General features: G+C 31.8%; 18 protein-coding genes. 11 read left to right on the top strand and 7 right to left on the bottom strand.

Annotated features, from left to right (window positions below):
• Nucleotides 1-134 precede the first annotated feature (134 nt).
• Nucleotides 135-1,250, top strand: a complete 1,116-nt coding sequence (locus CD111_RS02140; protein WP_095087413.1) for an HAD family hydrolase — start codon at nucleotides 135-137, stop codon at nucleotides 1,248-1,250.
• 152 nt (nucleotides 1,251-1,402) lie between these two features.
• Here CD111_RS02140 and serA read toward each other — a convergent pair whose 3' ends face one another.
• From serA to CD111_RS02125, 3 genes are all read right to left on the bottom strand, one after another.
• Entirely contained in the window at nucleotides 1,403-3,004 is a 1,602-nt protein-coding gene (serA, locus tag CD111_RS02135) for a phosphoglycerate dehydrogenase (RefSeq protein ID WP_095087415.1), read from the bottom strand.
• Nucleotides 2,997-4,154, bottom strand: coding sequence for a pyridoxal-phosphate-dependent aminotransferase family protein (locus CD111_RS02130; RefSeq protein WP_095087417.1), 1,158 nt, complete (start codon nucleotides 4,152-4,154; stop codon nucleotides 2,997-2,999). The genes serA and CD111_RS02130 overlap by 8 nt, the downstream gene beginning before the upstream one ends.
• Nucleotides 4,155-4,254: 100 nt before the next feature.
• Nucleotides 4,255-4,698 (bottom strand): SACOL1771 family peroxiredoxin, encoded by a 444-nt coding sequence (locus CD111_RS02125; protein ID WP_095087419.1) that lies wholly within the window; start codon nucleotides 4,696-4,698, stop codon nucleotides 4,255-4,257.
• Nucleotides 4,699-4,771: 73 nt separating this feature from the next.
• Between CD111_RS02125 and CD111_RS02120 the strand changes: the two genes are divergently transcribed.
• Nucleotides 4,772-5,542, top strand: coding sequence for a glycerophosphodiester phosphodiesterase (locus tag CD111_RS02120; protein WP_095087421.1), 771 nt, complete (start codon nucleotides 4,772-4,774; stop codon nucleotides 5,540-5,542).
• Between the two features lie 61 nt (nucleotides 5,543-5,603).
• Here the strand turns inward: CD111_RS02120 and rpsD are convergent, their stop codons facing one another.
• Together rpsD and CD111_RS02110 are read right to left on the bottom strand one after the other, a co-directional pair.
• A complete protein-coding gene (rpsD, locus tag CD111_RS02115) occupies nucleotides 5,604-6,206 on the bottom strand; it encodes a 30S ribosomal protein S4 (RefSeq protein WP_095087423.1) in 603 nt (200 codons plus the stop codon).
• Nucleotides 6,207-6,431: 225 nt separating this feature from the next.
• On the bottom strand, nucleotides 6,432-6,896 hold the full coding sequence (locus CD111_RS02110) for a GAF domain-containing protein (protein ID WP_095087425.1): 465 nt from the start codon (nucleotides 6,894-6,896) through the stop codon (nucleotides 6,432-6,434).
• A 138-nt stretch (nucleotides 6,897-7,034) separates the two neighbouring features.
• Here CD111_RS02110 and ezrA point away from each other — a divergent pair, with 138 nt between their 5' ends.
• The 4 genes from ezrA to CD111_RS02090 all read left to right on the top strand — a co-directional run bounded on the left by ezrA (nucleotide 7,035) and on the right by CD111_RS02090 (nucleotide 12,071).
• Nucleotides 7,035-8,732, top strand: a complete 1,698-nt coding sequence (gene ezrA, locus CD111_RS02105) for a septation ring formation regulator EzrA (RefSeq protein ID WP_095087427.1) — start codon at nucleotides 7,035-7,037, stop codon at nucleotides 8,730-8,732.
• 167 nt (nucleotides 8,733-8,899) lie between these two features.
• Nucleotides 8,900-10,045, top strand: a complete 1,146-nt coding sequence (locus CD111_RS02100; RefSeq protein WP_095087429.1) for a cysteine desulfurase family protein — start codon at nucleotides 8,900-8,902, stop codon at nucleotides 10,043-10,045.
• On the top strand, nucleotides 10,035-11,252 hold the full coding sequence (gene thiI / locus CD111_RS02095; RefSeq protein WP_095087431.1) for a tRNA uracil 4-sulfurtransferase ThiI: 1,218 nt from the start codon (nucleotides 10,035-10,037) through the stop codon (nucleotides 11,250-11,252). The genes CD111_RS02100 and thiI overlap by 11 nt, the downstream gene beginning before the upstream one ends.
• A gap of 45 nt (nucleotides 11,253-11,297) precedes the next feature.
• Complete coding sequence (locus CD111_RS02090; protein WP_095087433.1) at nucleotides 11,298-12,071, top strand: sulfite exporter TauE/SafE family protein; 774 nt, start codon at nucleotides 11,298-11,300, stop codon at nucleotides 12,069-12,071.
• 73 nt (nucleotides 12,072-12,144) lie between these two features.
• On the opposite strand, the gene CD111_RS02085 is transcribed toward CD111_RS02090, so the two are convergent.
• The gene (locus tag CD111_RS02085) at nucleotides 12,145-12,948 is read right to left on the bottom strand and encodes an NAD kinase (protein ID WP_095087435.1); all 804 of its coding nucleotides are present in this window, start codon (nucleotides 12,946-12,948) and stop codon (nucleotides 12,145-12,147) included.
• An 85-nt stretch (nucleotides 12,949-13,033) separates the two neighbouring features.
• Here CD111_RS02085 and sppA point away from each other — a divergent pair, with 85 nt between their 5' ends.
• The 5 genes from sppA to CD111_RS02060 all read left to right on the top strand — a co-directional run bounded on the left by sppA (nucleotide 13,034) and on the right by CD111_RS02060 (nucleotide 17,453).
• Entirely contained in the window at nucleotides 13,034-14,029 is a 996-nt protein-coding gene (gene sppA / locus CD111_RS02080; protein WP_095087437.1) for a signal peptide peptidase SppA, read from the top strand.
• Between the two features lie 12 nt (nucleotides 14,030-14,041).
• Nucleotides 14,042-14,596, top strand: a complete 555-nt coding sequence (locus tag CD111_RS02075; protein ID WP_095087439.1) for an RDD family protein — start codon at nucleotides 14,042-14,044, stop codon at nucleotides 14,594-14,596.
• Between the two features lie 76 nt (nucleotides 14,597-14,672).
• Nucleotides 14,673-15,173: a thiol peroxidase gene (gene tpx, locus CD111_RS02070; protein WP_095087441.1), complete on the top strand. Its 501-nt coding sequence runs from the start codon at nucleotides 14,673-14,675 to the stop codon at nucleotides 15,171-15,173.
• A gap of 61 nt (nucleotides 15,174-15,234) precedes the next feature.
• Nucleotides 15,235-16,182 carry a class I SAM-dependent methyltransferase gene (locus CD111_RS02065; RefSeq protein ID WP_095087443.1) on the top strand — a complete coding sequence of 316 codons (948 nt, stop codon included), beginning with the start codon at nucleotides 15,235-15,237 and terminating at the stop codon, nucleotides 16,180-16,182.
• Between the two features lie 74 nt (nucleotides 16,183-16,256).
• Complete coding sequence (locus tag CD111_RS02060; protein ID WP_095087445.1) at nucleotides 16,257-17,453, top strand: acetate kinase; 1,197 nt, start codon at nucleotides 16,257-16,259, stop codon at nucleotides 17,451-17,453.
• Between the two features lie 371 nt (nucleotides 17,454-17,824).
• Here CD111_RS02060 and CD111_RS02055 read toward each other — a convergent pair whose 3' ends face one another.
• Complete coding sequence (locus CD111_RS02055; protein WP_095087447.1) at nucleotides 17,825-18,322, bottom strand: universal stress protein; 498 nt, start codon at nucleotides 18,320-18,322, stop codon at nucleotides 17,825-17,827.
• Between the last annotated feature and the right edge of the window lie 84 nt (nucleotides 18,323-18,406).

Below are 18,406 nucleotides of genomic sequence, written 5' to 3'. Positions count from 1 at the left end.
GATAGGGAATTATAAGTTTCAATGGACACCTATAATTAAAACGTTTTCATCTAATGGATATCTTAATATTACTGTTTTAATAAATATTATATGATAAAATTAAAATCAGAATCTTCAAAATATGGAGGTAAATTATGAAACAAGTACTATTTGATGTAGATGGTGTATTTTTAAGTGAGGAAAGATGCTTTGATGTATCAGCTTTAACAGTATATGAATTTTTATATAGTGAGTCGTTCTTAAATCTAAATGATGATTTAAATATTAAGTCATTAAGTGATGCAGAAATTCAAAATATACGAAATGATATTTTTATGAATGACAGTATATTGAATAAACTTAAATCGTTAGGATTAAATTCAAATTGGGATATGTTATTCATCGTATTGAGTACACATATCATTGAATTGTTTAAAAACAGCGAAATAAACGGTATTGATATGAGTAATAACCATTTTACAGAACAAACCGTAAAAGTGTGGTCAGCACAATTAGAAGACTTAACATTAAATTATGAAACGCCACTTAAATTTTTATCACAAGCAAAGTCTGGTAAAGCAAATATTTACCAAGATTTAATAGCTTACGCGGCAGAGGAGTTAAACATTGATGATGCTTCAATATTCGATTTGAAGAGTAATCTTTGGGATATGGCGCAAGAACTTTATCAGGAGTGGTATCTTGGATATGAGCTTTATAAAGATGTAGAACATAAAATGCCTAGAACGGATTTTAAAAATGGATTTATTAAAGATGAAGTTGTTTTAGCTGATATTAATGAAGTAACATTGTTATTAGAAGATTTAAAACATGCTGGATATCAAATCGGTATTGCAACCGGTAGACCAAGAACAGAAACATTAGTGCCATTCGAAACAATTGGCTGGCTAAATCAGTTTGATGCATTACATATCGGTACTGCTTCAGAAGTGTTAAAAGCAGAAACAACATATCCAAACCATAAACCACTCGGTAAACCGAATCCATTTAGTTATCTGATTGCTTATTATGGTAATGATCCAGAACAGTATTTAAAGTATATAAATGAACAAGAGAATATATTTTCAGAAGAAGAAGTGTATATCGTAGGAGATTCATTGGCTGACTTACTTAGCGCAAAGAAAACAGGTGCAACGTTTATAGGTACTTTAACAGGATTAAAGGGGAAAGAAGCGAGGTCTGAATTAGAATCATATGACGCTGATCATATTGTCGATAATGTACTTGATGTTAGAAAAATATTGCTTTAATATTTGAATAATATAAAACTGACGATTTCGGTGAGTGTGGATAAAAGCATGCTAAGAAGCATGACTAGTAAATCTAGCGAAATAGATAATAGAATAAACGCAACATTTCTTTGTTAAGTAAAGAAATGTTGCGTTTATTCGTTCTTCTTATGTTAAGTTTCGAAAGTACTATTTATATCTGCTTTATGTATACTTTTGAAACCATCAATTGCATATAAGTCTGAAATTGTTTCTTCTGATGCGATAGTGTCTATGGAGAGTATCATTAATGCTTCGCCACCTATTGAATGTCTTCCTAGATGCATTGAAGCAATGTTGATATTATGTTCTCCTAGAATTTGGCCCATCTTTCCTACAATTCCTGGTCTATCGGTATGATAAATAAAGAGCATATGTTTTTCAGGTTTAAAGTCAACAGGGTAGTCGTTAATTTTCACAATTCGTGGTCCATAACCATTTAAGACTGTAGATCCAATTCTAATTGAGTGTTCTTTATTAATCAGTTCTAATTCAATGTAATTACTGAAGCCATGTTTTTTGCTGTTTTTCTCTATTTGATAGGTTACACCTTGTTCATTTAATAATACAAGTGCATTTATTAAATTGACGTGATCGCCTAAATCTTGTTGGAGCACACCTTTAACTAACTGTCTCGTAATGATACTAGTATCATCTAGTGCTATTTCTCCGTGATATTTAATTTTTAATTCTCTAGGTCCTTTATCAAATAACTGAATACCTATTTCACCAGTTGTTCTACTAAGCTCGACGAATGGTCGTAACTCAGCTTCAACTTCACCAGACATTTGAGGAGCATTTACTGCATGTAAGACATTATTATGTTCAAATATATCGATGATTTCATTAGCAACTGAAACCGCAACTTTCTCTTGTGCTTCAATCGTAGATGCACCTAAATGTGGCGTTACAATTATCTTGTCGTGTTGAGTAAGTGGTGTGTTATTTGCTGGTTCATTATTATAAACATCAAGTGCCGCTTTTGCAATTTTCCCATCATCAAGCGCCTTAATTAATGCTTCTTCATCAATGATACCACCACGTGCTACGTTAATGATTTGTAAATTTGGTTTCGCCAAATTAAAGAAGTCTTCATTAATGAGGCCTTTAGTTTTTGGTGTAAGCGGTGTATGAACAGTTATAAAATCAGATTGCTCAGCAATTTCTTCCACTGTAGCGCGTGTTATTTCAAGTCTTTTAGCATCATCGCTAGATAAATATGGATCAAAGGCTAATATGTTCATACCAAAACTTTGTGCACGCTTGGCTACACCAAGCCCAATTCTACCAGCTCCAATGACACCAAGTGTTTTTTGATATAATTCTGTTCCACGATAAGTCTTTCTATCCCATTCTCCGGATTGTAATGAGCGGTGTGCTTCAGGAATATTACGGGCCATCGCTAATATCATGGCCATAGAATGCTCAGTTGCTGAAATTGTATTACCATCAGGTGCATTTATAACTAAGATACCTTGTTTTGTAGCGCAATCTACATCAATGTTATCAACACCTACTCCGGCACGTGCAATGACACGTAAGTTTTTAGCAGATGATAATATATTTGGTGTAATTTGGGTTTGACTTCTTACAATTAAAGCGTCATAGTTGCTAATGATTTGAGTTAGTTCCTCTTCATTTAAATTTGTATTTATATCAACTTGAAAGTCTTTGTGGTCTATTAAACTTTTTAGACCTTCTTCTGAAATTGGATCGACGACGATTACTTTATACATATTGATTTACAACCTCCTGAAATTTAGAAACACCTTTACCAAGAACGGATTCTCCTCTAATATCGGACAATATAATTTCTAATGCACTGATAAATTGCAACATATCATTTGGAGAAACTTGGCCCATATGACCAACTCTTAAAATTGTTCCTTTCAGATGTTGCTGTCCTCCAGCTATCGTAATATTAAAACGATTGAGCAACTCATCTTTGATTTTTTTGACTTCTTCTTTTTTCGGCACAAAAGCAGTAACGGTAGGTGAGGCAAATTGATCTTCTACTAACAAATCAATATCAAGTGCCTTTATACTTTCTCTTACTGCATTCCGACATAATTCATGTCTCTTTATTGTGTTTTCAAATTGTTCTTCTGAAATTAAATCACAATAAGTTTGAATACCTCTTATAAGTGAGACAGCTGGTGTAAATGGTGTCGAATCATCTTGTAATGAAGTAATGTATTTATTTAAATCTAAATAGAATCTTGAAGTAGTAACTTCACCGAATCTTGTTTTTGCACGATCGTTGTAAGCAACAAATGCTGCGCCTGGTGGTAGCATGATTGCTTTTTGACTACCAGCAACGAGTACATCAATATTATCTCTTTCCATATCAACATCGACTGCTCCAATGATGCTAACACCATCAACTACAAAATAAATGTCTGGATTTATTTGATGTACCATTCTTCCCAGCTCATGTATTGGATGTTTAACGGAAGTGGATGTTTCACAAAATTGTGTGAAAACAGCCGTTACGTCTACTTTGAGTGATTTCAAATATGTTTCAAATGCTTCTAAATCTATACCATTTCCCCATTCAACTTCAAAAATATGTGCATTAAATGGATATGCGGATGCAATCTTTCTAAATCTGTCACCAAATGCGCCAGATACTATGATGACGATGTGGTCATCTGGGTTTGTAATATTTACCATAGCAGCTTCTAATGCGCTTGTTCCTGAAGAAGTAAGTATAGCAACAGGATGATCAGTTCCAAAAATAGTTTGTAAATCACGGGATGCATTGTGAATAATTTGACTAAATTCTGATGTTCGATGTCCTGTCATAGGTTGGTTCATACTTTCAAGTATTTGCCTCGGAACAGTGGTAGGACCTGGTGCAAGTAATAAAGAATCATACTGATACATATAGAAACACTCCTTACTCGATTTATGTTCTATATTGTAGCAAAGAAAAAACTAAAATAATAGTGAATTTATTGAAAATTCTGATTAAAACGCTTTCATTTTAAAATCTTACTTCACCAGTAGCAATAACTTCAACATTTCCAGCTAAAGCGCGTGTAACCATGCAAGATTCTTCAGCTTTTTGTACTAATCTATTTAATGTATGATGTAGTTGTTCATCTGGTTCTTCTTGCATATAAATGATTGGGAAGTGCTCAATTTTTTTATATGTAATAATATCGTTTTCGACTTCAACGTAGCCTTTTGATTCTACTTCGATTCTTTCGATATCTATTTCAGAACGTTCTATCATAGCTGCTAAAGTAATCATGTAACATGTAGAAGCAGCACCAAGTAGCATTTCATCTGGATTTGTTCCAATTTCAGGTCCATCCATTACCTCTGGTATAGAAACGCGAGTAGATAAATTGTCTGTCGTTATATGTCCGGAAGCATTTCTGCCTTTAGTCCAAGTTCCTTTTAATTCGAAAATATGTGTTGTCATAGTAATTTTCCTTCCTTTAATAAAATAATTTTGGGTATAATTCATAGTATGACTGATTTTTAAGGAGTAAACAATGAATCTGAATAATTATCGTTCTATATTTAAAGTAGCACATAGGGGTGTATCATCGCTAGTTCCTGAAAATACTTTAATTTCATTTAATGAAGCACTTAAGTTAAATATTGATATGTTAGAAATAGATGTTCACAGAGCACAAGACGGACAGTTAATCATCATTCATGATCCAACATTAATGCGTACATCACTACAGAAGGGGAAAATCAAAAACTTAACTTATGAACAGTTATTGAAGTATGATGTTGGCAAATGGAAAGGGGATCAATATGTTGGAGAACGTATACCATTATTAAAAGATGTGTTGTCATTAGTGAAACGTACAAATAAAAAGTTATTAATAGAAATTAAGTCGCCGGCAAAGTATCGCAATATAGAATTAGATGTAGTAAATGAAATATTGAAAAGTGATATAAATTTGAATCAGATCATTATCCAATCATTTAATCGTAAAAGTTTGAAAAGTTTGAAGGAATTGCATTTGCCAATTCATATTGGGGTACTTCTCAAACGTAGGCATCGATTGATTAGTAAAAGTGAAATTAAAAATATTAGCCAGTATGCGCAATTTTTAAATCCAAATTATAAAATGATAAATCGTAAATTAATAGAACAGGCTCATCAATATAACTTAAAAGTCATGCCTTATACTGTTAATGATGATAATGAAATGAAGAAATTATTAGAGTTAGGTGTGGATGGTATTATTACAGATGAACCGCAGCAATTAATAAATGTGTTATCTAAATTGAAGCATCATGAATCTTAAAATATTGATAAGAAACAAAAAACACACTTCCCAAATAGGGGAGTGTGTTTTTGAATAAATATTAACGTGAGTAGTACTCAACGATTAATTGTTCATTGATTTCAGCAGATAATTCGCTACGTTCTGGAACGCGTACGAATGTACCTTCTAATTTGTCAGCATCGAATGATAAGTAATCAGGAACGTGGTGACTTAATTCAACTGATTCTAATACGATGTTTAATTTTTGTGATTTTTCACGAACACCAATTGTTTGACCTGGTTTTAAAGTGTAAGATGGGATATCTACACGAGCGCCATCTACAGTTACGTGACCATGGTTAACTAATTGACGTGCTTGACGACGAGTACGAGCTAAACCTAATTGGTATACGACTGCGTCTAAACGTGATGCTAATAATGACATGAAGTTATCGCCGTGGATACCTTTCATGTTACCAGCTTTATCAAAGATAGTGCGGAATTGACGTTCGTTGATTCCGTACATGTAACGTAATTTTTGTTTTTCTTGTAATTGTTGACCGTACTCAGATAATTTTTTACGTTGAGTAGGACCGTGTTGTCCTGGTACGTAAGGACGTTTTTCTAATTCTTTACCAGTGCCGCTTAATGAAATACCTAAACGACGTGATTTTTTCCAGTTTGAACCTCTAAATCTTGCCATAATGAAGTTCCTCCTTTTTCTTGTTTAAATGTTATGAAGAAACAAGAAAGAATGTTAAATGCTCATAGGGGTATGTTATGTTTCAGTGTCTTCACCTTGCAGCCGCCAGTTACGCAACACGCCTTCTTTGGGAATAACATAGAGCCTTATAATATTTAACTGCTACTTTCGTTAATTCACACAAAGAATATTATACGAAACATAAGCTTTTATGTCAATGATTTGTTAAATGTGAATGTGACTTTCAAGAATTTTGACTAACAATTCAAGACCTTCTTGATCTTGTTGATCAAATCTAGAGTAAATTGGTGCATCAATATCCAACACTCCGATTATTTCTTTGTTGTGATATAAAGGGATTACAATTTCAGATTTACTATTAGCATCACAAGCTATATGACCTGGAAATGCATTAACATCTTCAATGCGCTGTGTTGACTTTGTTGAGACAGCTGTACCACAGACGCCTTTTCCAATTTCAATATTTACACATGCAGGTAAACCTTGAAATGGTCCTAATTTTAAGGCATTATTTTTAATAAGATAAAATCCGACCCAGTTTATATTATCTAGAAATTGGTTGATAAAAGCAGATGTATTACTCAAATTTGCAATGAAGTCTGATTCATCTGATAATAAACCATCTAATTGTCTACTTAATAACGCATAATCTATTGGTTGTTTTGACATTTTTAAATACCTCTTTTCAATGTAATTTTAAATTATATAACTATTTTAGAAGTTTGAATACAATTTGTATAGAAAAAGGTTTGTTGGATAAATATTTTACGTTATAATAAAGAGAACGATTTAGGAGGAGAATACATAATGGCAATTTATATAACACTTGCAGTTATAATCATTATATTAATTGGTATTGGTATAATGTTGTGGTTGCGTACATCAAAACGAAATTTGATTACTGAGACTGAGCAGCGTAAACAAAAAATTAAACAATTACCTTTTCAAGATGAACTGGCTAAACTTAAAAAATTAAATGTACGTGGGGAAGCCAAAGACAAGTACGACCAATTTAAACGAGAATGGCAAACAGTTTTACAAGAAGATTTAAAAGTTGTTGATGCAAAGATTCACGATGCTGATGCTGAGTTAGACAAATTTAAATTTTCTCAATCAGAAGAAAGCATTGCAGATGCAAACAAAGTAATGGATGGTATAGAAAAGAAATATACGCGTTTAACTCAGAGTGTTAGTGAATTAATAACAACAGTAGAGACAAGTGATAAATTATATAATGAGTCTAAACAAATATATAGAGAAACTAAAAGAGAAGTTCTAGCAAATAGACATCAATTTGGTGATGCTGCAGATTTAATAGAGAAAAATATTGAAGCATTTTATCCAAGATTAGAACAATATGAAGAGCTTGTAGAAGATGGACACTACATTAAAGCGAGTGGACATATTGATCAACTGAATACGGATATGAAACGTATGCAAGAAGATATGAACGAGATTCCTTTATTAATTAAAGATGTCCAAAAAGAATTACCAGGTCAATTCCAAGATTTAAAATTTGGATGTCGCGATCTTAAAGTTGAAGGTTATAATTTGGATCATGTCAAAGTAGATAGCACTTTACAAACTTTAAGAGGAAAACTCAATTTAGTAGAACCATTAATCGGTAGATTGGAATTAAGTAAAGCTGAGAATATTATAAATGAAATCAATGATTCTTTAGATGATATGTATGATTTAATTGAACATGAAGTAAAATCTAAAAATACTGTTGAACAGTCTAAAGAAATCATTACGGATGAATTATTCCATGCTAAAGATATGAATTACACATTACAAACTGAGATAGAATACGTTAAAGAAAATTACTACATTTCAGAAGAAGATGTTCATAAAGTTAGACAATATGAGAATGAAATTCAAAATCTAATAAGTGTTTATGATGAAATATTAGGTGAAATGGCGAAAACAAACGTTCGCTATAGTGAAGTAGAAGATAACTTACTTTATATAGAAGAGCATGTTAAAGTTATTAATCAAAATCAACAAAAAATTCAAAATCACTTAGTATCATTAAGAGAAGATGAAGCAACAGCTCAACAAAATACTTTAAGAGTACAAACTAAAAAAGAAGAAATTTATAGAAAGTTATTGGCATCTAACTTACCAAGCGTACCTGAAAGATTTATCATAATGAAAAATGAAATCGATCATGAAATTCGCGAAGTAAATAAGATATTTAGCCAAAGACCAATCAACGTTCAATTTGTTAAGGATAAAGTGAGTAACATAGTGTTACAAATGAACAAATTTGAAGATGAAACTACAGATGTACTAATCAATGCTGTTCATGCAGAAACATTAATTCAATATGGAAATAGATATCGTAAAGAAAATAACGAACTTAATAAGAGTTTAAATGAAGCTGAACGTTTATTTGCGAATAACAGATATAAACGAGCAATTGAAATTGCAGAAAATGCTTTAGAAAAAGTAGAACCAGGAATTAGTAATAAAATAGAAGAAGAAGTGAATAAACAACAATAATCAGTGAGTATATTGATTAAAGATAATGAGAGTCTAGGACGTGATGATATGTCTTAGGCTCTTATTTATGTGAATGTAGGATGCATAAGTATGAGTAGTTTCTATCAAGTATATCTATAGGAAATAACTTATGGTATTATTATATAATGAAAAAAAGAGGTGACTGTATGATATATTTAGATAATGCTGCAACGACTAAACCTCATGAGGAAGTTATTCAAACGTTTAATCAAATGAGTAATCAATATTTTTTTAACCCAAATAGTCCTCATGCAGCAGGTGTGAAAATTGCACATTTAACCGATAAAGCAAGACAAAATATAAAAGAATATTTAAGTTTAAATGATAAATTTGAAGTCGTATTTACGAGTGGTGCAACTGAATCAAATAATTTGGCACTTCAAGGTATGGCCAATGCAAAGAAGAGATTTGGTAACACGATTTTAACTACTAAGATGGAACATCCTTCAGTTTTGGAAACGATGCGTGGTCTAGAAGAACAAGGATTTAATCTACAATATATCGACACAACTTCAGATGGAAAACTATCTTTAGATTCTTTACAAAAATTATTAAATCAAGATGTTATTCTCGTGACATGTATGCATGTTAATAATGTAATGGGACAGATTCAACCAATCGAAGAAATAAGCGAAATGTTAAAGGCATATCCAAAAGTACACTTCCATGTTGATGGTGTTCAAGGATATGGTAAGATACCTCTAAATATTAATTGTACTGATAGTTATAGTTTAAGTGGACATAAGTTTCACGGATTGAAAGGTTCTGGCATACTTGCACTTAATCAAATCAAAACAATTCACCCAGTGTTGTTTGGTGGCGGTCAAGAGTTTGGATTAAGAAGCGGGACAGTTAATGCACCAATGAACGTATCATTAACAAAAGCAATGAGATATATGTATGAGAGTGCTAAAGAGCATAACGAGATATTATCGAAACAAGGTAGGAAAATTAGAACCTTTATTTCATCATATGAAGGTGTGCTTATAAACTCACCAGAAGATGCAGCACCTTATATATTAAATATTTCCTTCCCAGGAGTTAAAGGAGAAGTGCTAGTCAACGCCTTTTCGAAATATGAAATATATTTATCTACAACAAGTGCATGCTCTTCTAAAAAAAGTTCGCATAATGAAACGTTGAAGGCTATGGGTTATAGCACACTTCGCATAGAAGGAAGCATTAGAATAAGCATAGCAAGTGATTTATCAGATGAACAAATAGAAACTTTTAAAATAGCTTTTGATAAAGTATACAAAGAAGTGAAGGAGTTATTAAAAAATGAATTATGATCACATTTTAGTGAGATATGGAGAATTAACGTTAAAGACTGGTAACAGAAATATGTTTGTAAATAAGCTAAAATCTAATATTAAAAATCGATTAATGCCATTGCAAGGATATAAAGTAAGGGCAAACCGAGACAGAATGTATATCGATGTACATGAAGGTGCAGATATTGAAGAAATGATGTCTAGAATACAAACAGTATTTGGTGTTCATTCTGTTAGTCCAGTAGTAAGAATTGATAAAGAAATAGATATTATGAAAGAAGTTGCAATCAAGTTTGCTGAAGATTTTAAAAGTGGCGAAACATTTAAAATTGACGTAAAAAGAGCAGATAAAACATTCGAATATGATACATTTGAGTTACAACAAATGTTAGGTGGTTACGTATTACAAAATACTGAAAACATTAATGTAAATGTTAAAACACCTGATCATAAAATAAAAGTAGAAGTAAGAAAAGACGCAGTTTACATGTATACACGCATATTAGAAGGTGAAGGTGGATTACCAGTAGGAACTGGTGGTAAAACACTATTAATGCTGTCTGGCGGAATAGATTCACCTGTAGCTGGTATGGAGGTAATGAAGCGAGGCGTTACTATTGAGGCAATTCATTTCCATAGTCCACCATATACAAGTGACCAAGCTAAACAAAAAGTAATTGACTTAACAAAGCAATTAGCACAATTGACAGGTGATATTAAACTTCATATCGTACCATTTACAGCATTACAAAAACAAATTCATAAAGTTGTTGAAGAAAGCTTTACAATGACAAGTACAAGAAGAATGATGCTTCGTGTTACGGAAAAAGTAGCGCATGAAATTGGCGCACTTGCAATAGTAAATGGAGAAAATTTAGGTCAAGTTGCAAGTCAAACTTTAGGAAGTATGTATGCAATTAACAGTGTTACATCAATGCCTATTCTTAGACCTTTACTAACATTTGATAAAGAAGATATTGTTAAAAAAGCAAAACAAATTAATACATTTGATTTATCAATTCAGCCATTTGAAGATTGTTGCACAATATTCACACCAAAAAATCCAAAAACAAATCCAAAACTTGAAAAAGTCGAGTATTTTGAGTCGAAATTTGATTTTGGTCCATTGATTGATGAGGCAGTGGCAAATGTTGAAACATTAACCATTTCTAAGCATGACGATTTACAAAAGCAGGAAGATAATTGGATGGATGATCTACTTTAAATTGACGTTGGGATGTCTTTATAAATAAAGTAGAGGAGCGTTATGATGGAGTTTGATATTAATATTTTAATTATTATCATGTTATTTGGTTTATTGGCTTCTTTTATAGATTCTGTAGTTGGTGGAGGAGGCTTAATTTCTTTACCTGCTTTATTAGCTGTAGGTATGGACCCAGCTGTTGCTTTAGGGACGAACAAACTAGCAAGTTCTTTCGGGACTTTTACAAGTACTATGAAATTTATAAAGGCCAAAAAGGTAGACTTCGATATTGTAGGTAAACTATTTCCTTTAAGTTTTATTGGTTCAATTCTTGGTGCATTTACAGCAACATTTTTACCACCAGAATATTTAAAGCCACTTGCAATTATCATCTTAGCAATCGTAACGCTTTATTCAATTTTGAAAAAAGATTGGGGAGATATCAATCAATATAAGAAATTGTCATTAGCAAAAGCTATACTATTTATTGTTGGTGTAACGGTAATAGGTTATTACGATGGTTTCTTAGGCGGAGGAACGGGGTCATTCTTCTTATTCGTACTATTGATGATAGGATTAGATTTCTTACATGCAGCAGGTAATGCAAAGTTTTTAAATTTAGCTTCGAATCTTGGTGCTTTACTATTATTCATGTCATTAGGACAAGTTAACTATGTATATGGTTTCTTTATGGCAATTTCTATGGTGTGCGGATCTTACCTTGGTGTAACATTTGCAATTAGGAAAGGTGTATCATATGTGAAAGTACTATTTATCGTAGTTACAATTACATTAATACTTAAAAATGCCTATGACTATATCACAAATCAACTTATGTAATCATATAAAAACAGCTATGAAAAATCTATCGTCGTAGATTTCTTCATAGCTATTTTTAGTATGTGTTAAGAAATTATAAGAATTTTCTTTGTACCTTACTCCAAAATGAATTCTGAGGTAGTTTTAATGTTCTAATAAATTTGTCTTTAATTTGAAGGCTAACAAACTCGACTTCTTGAATACTTAACGCTTCATTATCAAGCCCCATAATAGGATAATAGTTTCCTTCTTTATCTAGTTCAATTTTAAGTGTTCTTGTATCTCCGAGTACTACAGAACTACTAACAGTTCTAAAGTTATTGTTATTTAAAGAAGCAATCTCCGTTAACTGCATGCTTCTAAGTTTAGGGTCAATGATTGCGCCATCAAGTGATTTGTTGTAACCAGTTGATCCTGTAGGGGTAGAAATTAATAAACCGTCACCATTAAATGCTTCGAAATATTCATCGTCAATATAAATTTCCATCTTCATAGGCTTGATAACACTTGATTTAATATAGAAATCATTAAGACACATATATGACATTTGATTATTAAGATTTACTTCTAAAACTGGGTATTTACGTACTAATACATCATTTGAATCAATGGATTCGATTAAATGAGGAATGTCATCTACACTGAAATCTACGTATAAGTAGTTTTGGTCTAAACGTGTTTTAATGCCGATATAAATTTTGTCTTTGTTAAAGTTTGTTTTTCGACATGCTTGAAGAAAACTCCCATCTCCACCAACAGAAGCAATGATATCTGCATCTTCATGATTTGAAACAAATTCGAAGCCACTTGGCGCCATTTCAGTTTCTATATTTTTACATGTTTGTAATACATCCTTATCCTTTGAAGTGAAAAGATAAATTCTTTTGTTTGAACTCATTATTGTTCCTCCCAAATTGTTACAGTTATAGGTAAAGTCTGTTATTATTATAAATGTATTATTTAAAAATAGAAAGGAAGATACTATGTCTAAGAGAATAGTTGCAATTATTATAGCTTTAGTCTTGGTAATTGGTGGTATAGTCGTGAGTTCAGTAGGTTTATTTTTTGATAATTCATTGAAAAAAACTGTAACTGATTCAGACGGAATAACCGAATCAGTTCAATCTGGAAGTGACAGCAGTAAAAAAATTGTCAAATTATCAGTAGATGGCACGATTCAAGATACTGGTGAAGAAAATCCATTTATGGGTGCAAGTGGATATAATCATCAATCATTTTTGAAACAGTTAGATAAAATTAAAAAAGATGACAAAGTTAAAGGTGTTTTATTAGAAATTAATTCTCCTGGCGGCGGAACTTATGAAAGTGATGAAATACATAAAAAGTTAGAAGAAATAAAAGCTAAAAATAAAAAAGTATATGTCCAAATGAAAAATATGGCAGCATCAGGTGGATATTATATTTCTACACCAGCAGATAAAATTTATGCCGGTTCACAAACATTAACAGGATCATTAGGTGTTATTATTTCAAGTATTAATTATGCCGAGCTAGCTGATAATTTAGGTGTGAAAGATGATTCAGTTACATCTGGAAAACATAAACAAATTATGAATCCAATGAAAGACATGTCTAAAGAAGAAAAAGACATTATGCAATCAATTATAGATGATAGTTACAAACAATTTGTAAAAGTAATTAAAGATGGCAGACACATGTCAGAATCAGAAGTTAAAAAATTAGCAGATGGAAGAATCTATTCTGCACAACAAGCAAAAGCAAATGGACTAATTGATGAAATTGGTTACGAAGATGATGCAATTAAAGATTTGAGAAAACAAATCAAATCTGACAACGCACAAATCGTTACGTATGATACATCAGGAGGCATTTGGAATATACCATTGTCAGCAACAAGTAAAATTTCATCTATGTTAGGCATTGACAATATGAGCAAATATGAAGCTTTAGTTAAAGCAAATAAATCACCTCAACCAATGTATTTATATGGTGAGTAAGGAGGATTTTGAATGTCTGAACTAAGTTATGAACAAGTTGCTACATCACGCGTACAAAGTGATTATGAACGCACTGTAAATAAACATTTAACACAAATAAAATCCATGGTATTTGCTGGTTTCTGGGTTAGATTATTAGCATATATAATTGATTTACTAGCTTTAGCAGGATTTAAAGGAATTGTCTTAGGTCCGCTTTTTGCATTAACAAACATACAAGATGAATATCTCTTTACGCCGTATTTTAGTGTTGAAAATATAGTGAGTGCCATTATATTTTACTTATACTTTGTATTAATGACATATTATTATAAAGCGACATTAGGAAAGCTCATTCTTGGGATAAGTATATATAGAGAAGATGGACAACAATTAAAATTTAAAGATATTTTATTTAGAGAGTGGATAGGTAGAATTATTTCAGGTATATTATTTGGTTTACCTTATATCGTTGTTGCTTTTACAAAGAAACATAAAGGCATACATGATTATTTCGGTGAGACAGTTGTATTGAAGAATAAATATATTGAACTAAGAAATGACTTTCAAAAAGCTGCTAATAAATAAGTATATAATCAAATGAATTTTAAAGTCTCTTTAATCATGATAAAATGAATTTATCAATATTAAGGAGGCTTTTTTTATGGCGCAAGTTACATTCAAGAATGAACCAGTTACACTTTTAGGTGAGGAAGTTACAGTAGGTTCAATCGCACCAGATTTTACTGTATTAGCAAATGATTTATCAACTAGAACATTAAACGACTATGAAGGTAAAAAGAAACTCATTAGTGCCGTACCTTCTTTAGATACAGGTGTTTGTAGTCAACAAACTCGTAAATTCAATGAAGAAGCAGCGAACGAACAAGATGGTGTTGTTCTAACGATTTCAAATGACTTACCATTCGCTCAAAAAAGATGGTGTGCTGCAGAAGGATTAGACAATGTTGTAACATTAAGTGACCACCGTGATTTATCATTCGGTGAAAACTTTGGCGTTGTTATGGAAGAACTTCGTTTATTAGCACGTTCAGTCTTTGTATTAGACAAAGATAACAAAGTTGTATATGCAGAAGTTGTGAGTGAAGGTACAAATCACCCTGACTATGACAAAGCATTAGCAGCATTTAGAGAATTAAACTAATTAACAATTATAGATTGCTGTCCATTAGATTGGGCAGCTTTTTATACGAAAGAGGGCAATTATGACTGAAGAAAAGAATATAATGGAAACATTATTTAAAAAACTTGATGAAAAAAGTAAAGATTTACATGATGAGAATGGACAAAGTTTCATTGAGAATTTAGGTTTAGCAATGGAAGATATTTATATCAACCAAAGAGATGTATTAGAACAATCTACGTTACAAGAACGTAGAAAAGCATTTCAATTTGCATATTTAAGTCTTATGAAAGAAGAAATTATTCAACCTAACCACCAAATGACTCCAGACTCTATTGGATTTATATTAAGTTATCTTGTAAATCTATTTACAAAAAACAAGGAAACATTAAATATTGTTGATATTGCAAGTGGTACAGGACATTTGAGTGCCACAATTAATGAACAAAATCCTAACAAAACAGTTATGAATCATCTTATTGAGGTAGATCCGGTATTACAAAGAGTCAGTGTACATCTAGCAAACTTCTTAGAGGTACCTTTTGATGTGTATCCACAAGATGCTATTATGCCATTACCACTTGAAGAAGCTGATGTAGTAGTAGGAGATCTTCCTGTCGGATATTATCCAGTTGATGAACGTAGTAAAGAAATGAAGTTAGGTTTTGAAGAAGGGCATAGTTATAGTCACTATTTATTATTAGAACAAGCAGTTTATGCGACTAGACCTGGTGGCTTCATATTTATGATTGTTCCAGATAGTTTATTTAAAGGTGAGGAAGAAGTGAAACAGCTTCAAAAATTCATTGCAACAGAAACAGAAATGCAAGCATTCTTGAATTTCCCTAAAAACTTATTTAAGACTGAGCAATCAAGAAAATCATTATTGATATTGCAGAAAAAAGATTCAGGTAAAACACATAGTGTTGAGGTATTATTGGCAAATATTCCAGATTTCAAGGCACAAACTCAATTGCAAACGTTTTTATCAGAAGTAAATGAATGGATTAAAGAAAATCATTCTTTATAAACTGTATTAATACTTGATAAGTAACTGTATTAGTGTTTAAATAGTATAGAAAAGTTTATCAGGAGGAAGTCTAAATGACAAAAATTATAGCTATTAATGCTGGTAGTTCATCTTTAAAGTTTCAATTATTTGAAATGCCTGAAGAAAAAGTAATAACTAAAGGTTTAATAGAACGAATTGGATTAAAAAATTCAATCTTCTCTATTACAGTAAATGGTGAAAAAATAACAGAAACACTTGATATTGAAAATCATGAAATTGCAGTAGACATCATGTTAAAAGCACTTAAAGATCATAATATCATCCAAGATATTAATGATATTCAAGGTAGTGGACACCGTGTTGTACATGGTGGGGAATTATTCCCTGAATCTGCTTTAGTCACAGATGATGTTCTAACTAAAATTGAATCATTAACGGACTTAGCGCCGTTACACAATCCGGCTAACTTAATGGGAATTAAAGCGTTCAGAAAGTTATTGCCTAACATTCCTCATGTAGCTGTATTTGATACGTCATTCCACCAAACTATGCCGAAAGAATCATATTTATATAGTTTACCTTACAATTTCTATAAAGATTTTGGAATTCGTAAATATGGTTTCCATGGTACAAGTCATAAATTTGTATCTGAAAGAGCGGCAGAGTTATTGGATAGACCGTTAGATCAATTAAGAATCATATCTTGTCATATTGGTAATGGTGCTTCTATAGCAGCAATTGATGGAGGTAAATCAGTTGATACATCAATGGGCTTTACACCTTTAGCTGGTGTTACTATGGGAACACGTTCTGGTAACCTAGACCCTGCATTAATACCATTTATAATGGAAAAAACAGGGAAAAACGCTGAAGAAGTATTAAATATATTAAATAAAGAATCAGGTTTATTAGGTATTTCTGGTTCATCAAGTGACTTAAGAGATATTGAACAAGATGCTACTGAAGGAAACGAAAGAGCAAAATTAGCACTAGATGTATTTGCATCAAGAATTCATAAATATATGGGTTCTTATGCTACAAGAATGCACGGATTAGATGCAATTGTATTTACAGCTGGTGTTGGTGAAAATTCAGACACAGTTCGTGCTAAAGTATTAGAAGGTTTAGAATTTATGGGCGTATATTGGGATCCACGTTTAAACACGGGATTACGTGGAGAAGAAGCGTTCATTAATTATCCGCATTCACCTGTTAAAGTAATTGTAATACCAACAGATGAAGAAGTTGTAATTGCTCGCGATGTACTTAAATTCGGTAATTTAGGTTAATAAGAATATATTTTTCTAGGCTACTTATTTCCTGTATTGAATAGGAGATAAGTAGCTTAGTTTTTGTTGGAATTAATTTCTGATGATGTCTTGGATTAACAATTAGGAGTATTATATATTAGTTGCGTATAAAGAAAAATATATTTGACCAAAAGCTATTATGTTTATACTGTTCGTAAAAGGGCAAATAGTATAAGAAGCATTTATGAGGAGGCAAATTATGAGACCCGAAAGAGCGTTGCTTAAACTGATAAGAATTATTACACGTAAAGTTATGAGAGATCAAGACAGAAAACAAAGACAAGATAATAATCAAAAAAAGTAACTCATACCGAAATATGAGTTACTTTTTTGATTGTTTTGTAATGATTTTAGTGGTGTTCATCAAATAGTTCTTTAGTTGCTACAGTTGGTTCGAAGTCATCAGGCATAGTTTCAGTTCTTACTACTAAAACATCGCAAGGTGAGTTTCTTACAATTGATTCTGAAACTGAACCAACTATAAATCTTTCTACAGCATTTAAACCAGATGTACCACACATAATTAAATCTACATCAAATTCTACTGCTAGCTTTTTAGGAATAACTGTTTTTGGCGAACCAAAAGATAGTTTAGTTGCGACATTTGAAACACCATTTTTTTCAGCATTTTCTTTATATCCAGATAATAAACTTTCAGCAAAACTTGTTGCTTTGTTAACTATCTGAGTATCATAGGCCTCAACACTCGCATATGATCGTGAATCTACAACATTGACGATTGTTAATTTAGCATCATTACGTTTCGCAACAGCTACAGCTTTGTTGTAAGCCCATTCTGCCTCAGTCGAACCATCTACAGCTATAAGAATATTTTTGTAATTAAACATATAAACCGCCTCCTCGTTCTTTTCTTATATTATATCATAATTTTCTGAAAAAATAACTAATGAGCAGTTAGAAAATTACTATTT

The sequence above is a fragment of the Mammaliicoccus stepanovicii genome, from assembly GCF_002902525.1.
GTDB classification, from domain to species: domain Bacteria; phylum Bacillota; class Bacilli; order Staphylococcales; family Staphylococcaceae; genus Mammaliicoccus; species Mammaliicoccus stepanovicii.
Note: the sequence above shows the minus strand (reverse complement) of the source record. Positions and strands in the feature narration are given on the sequence as shown.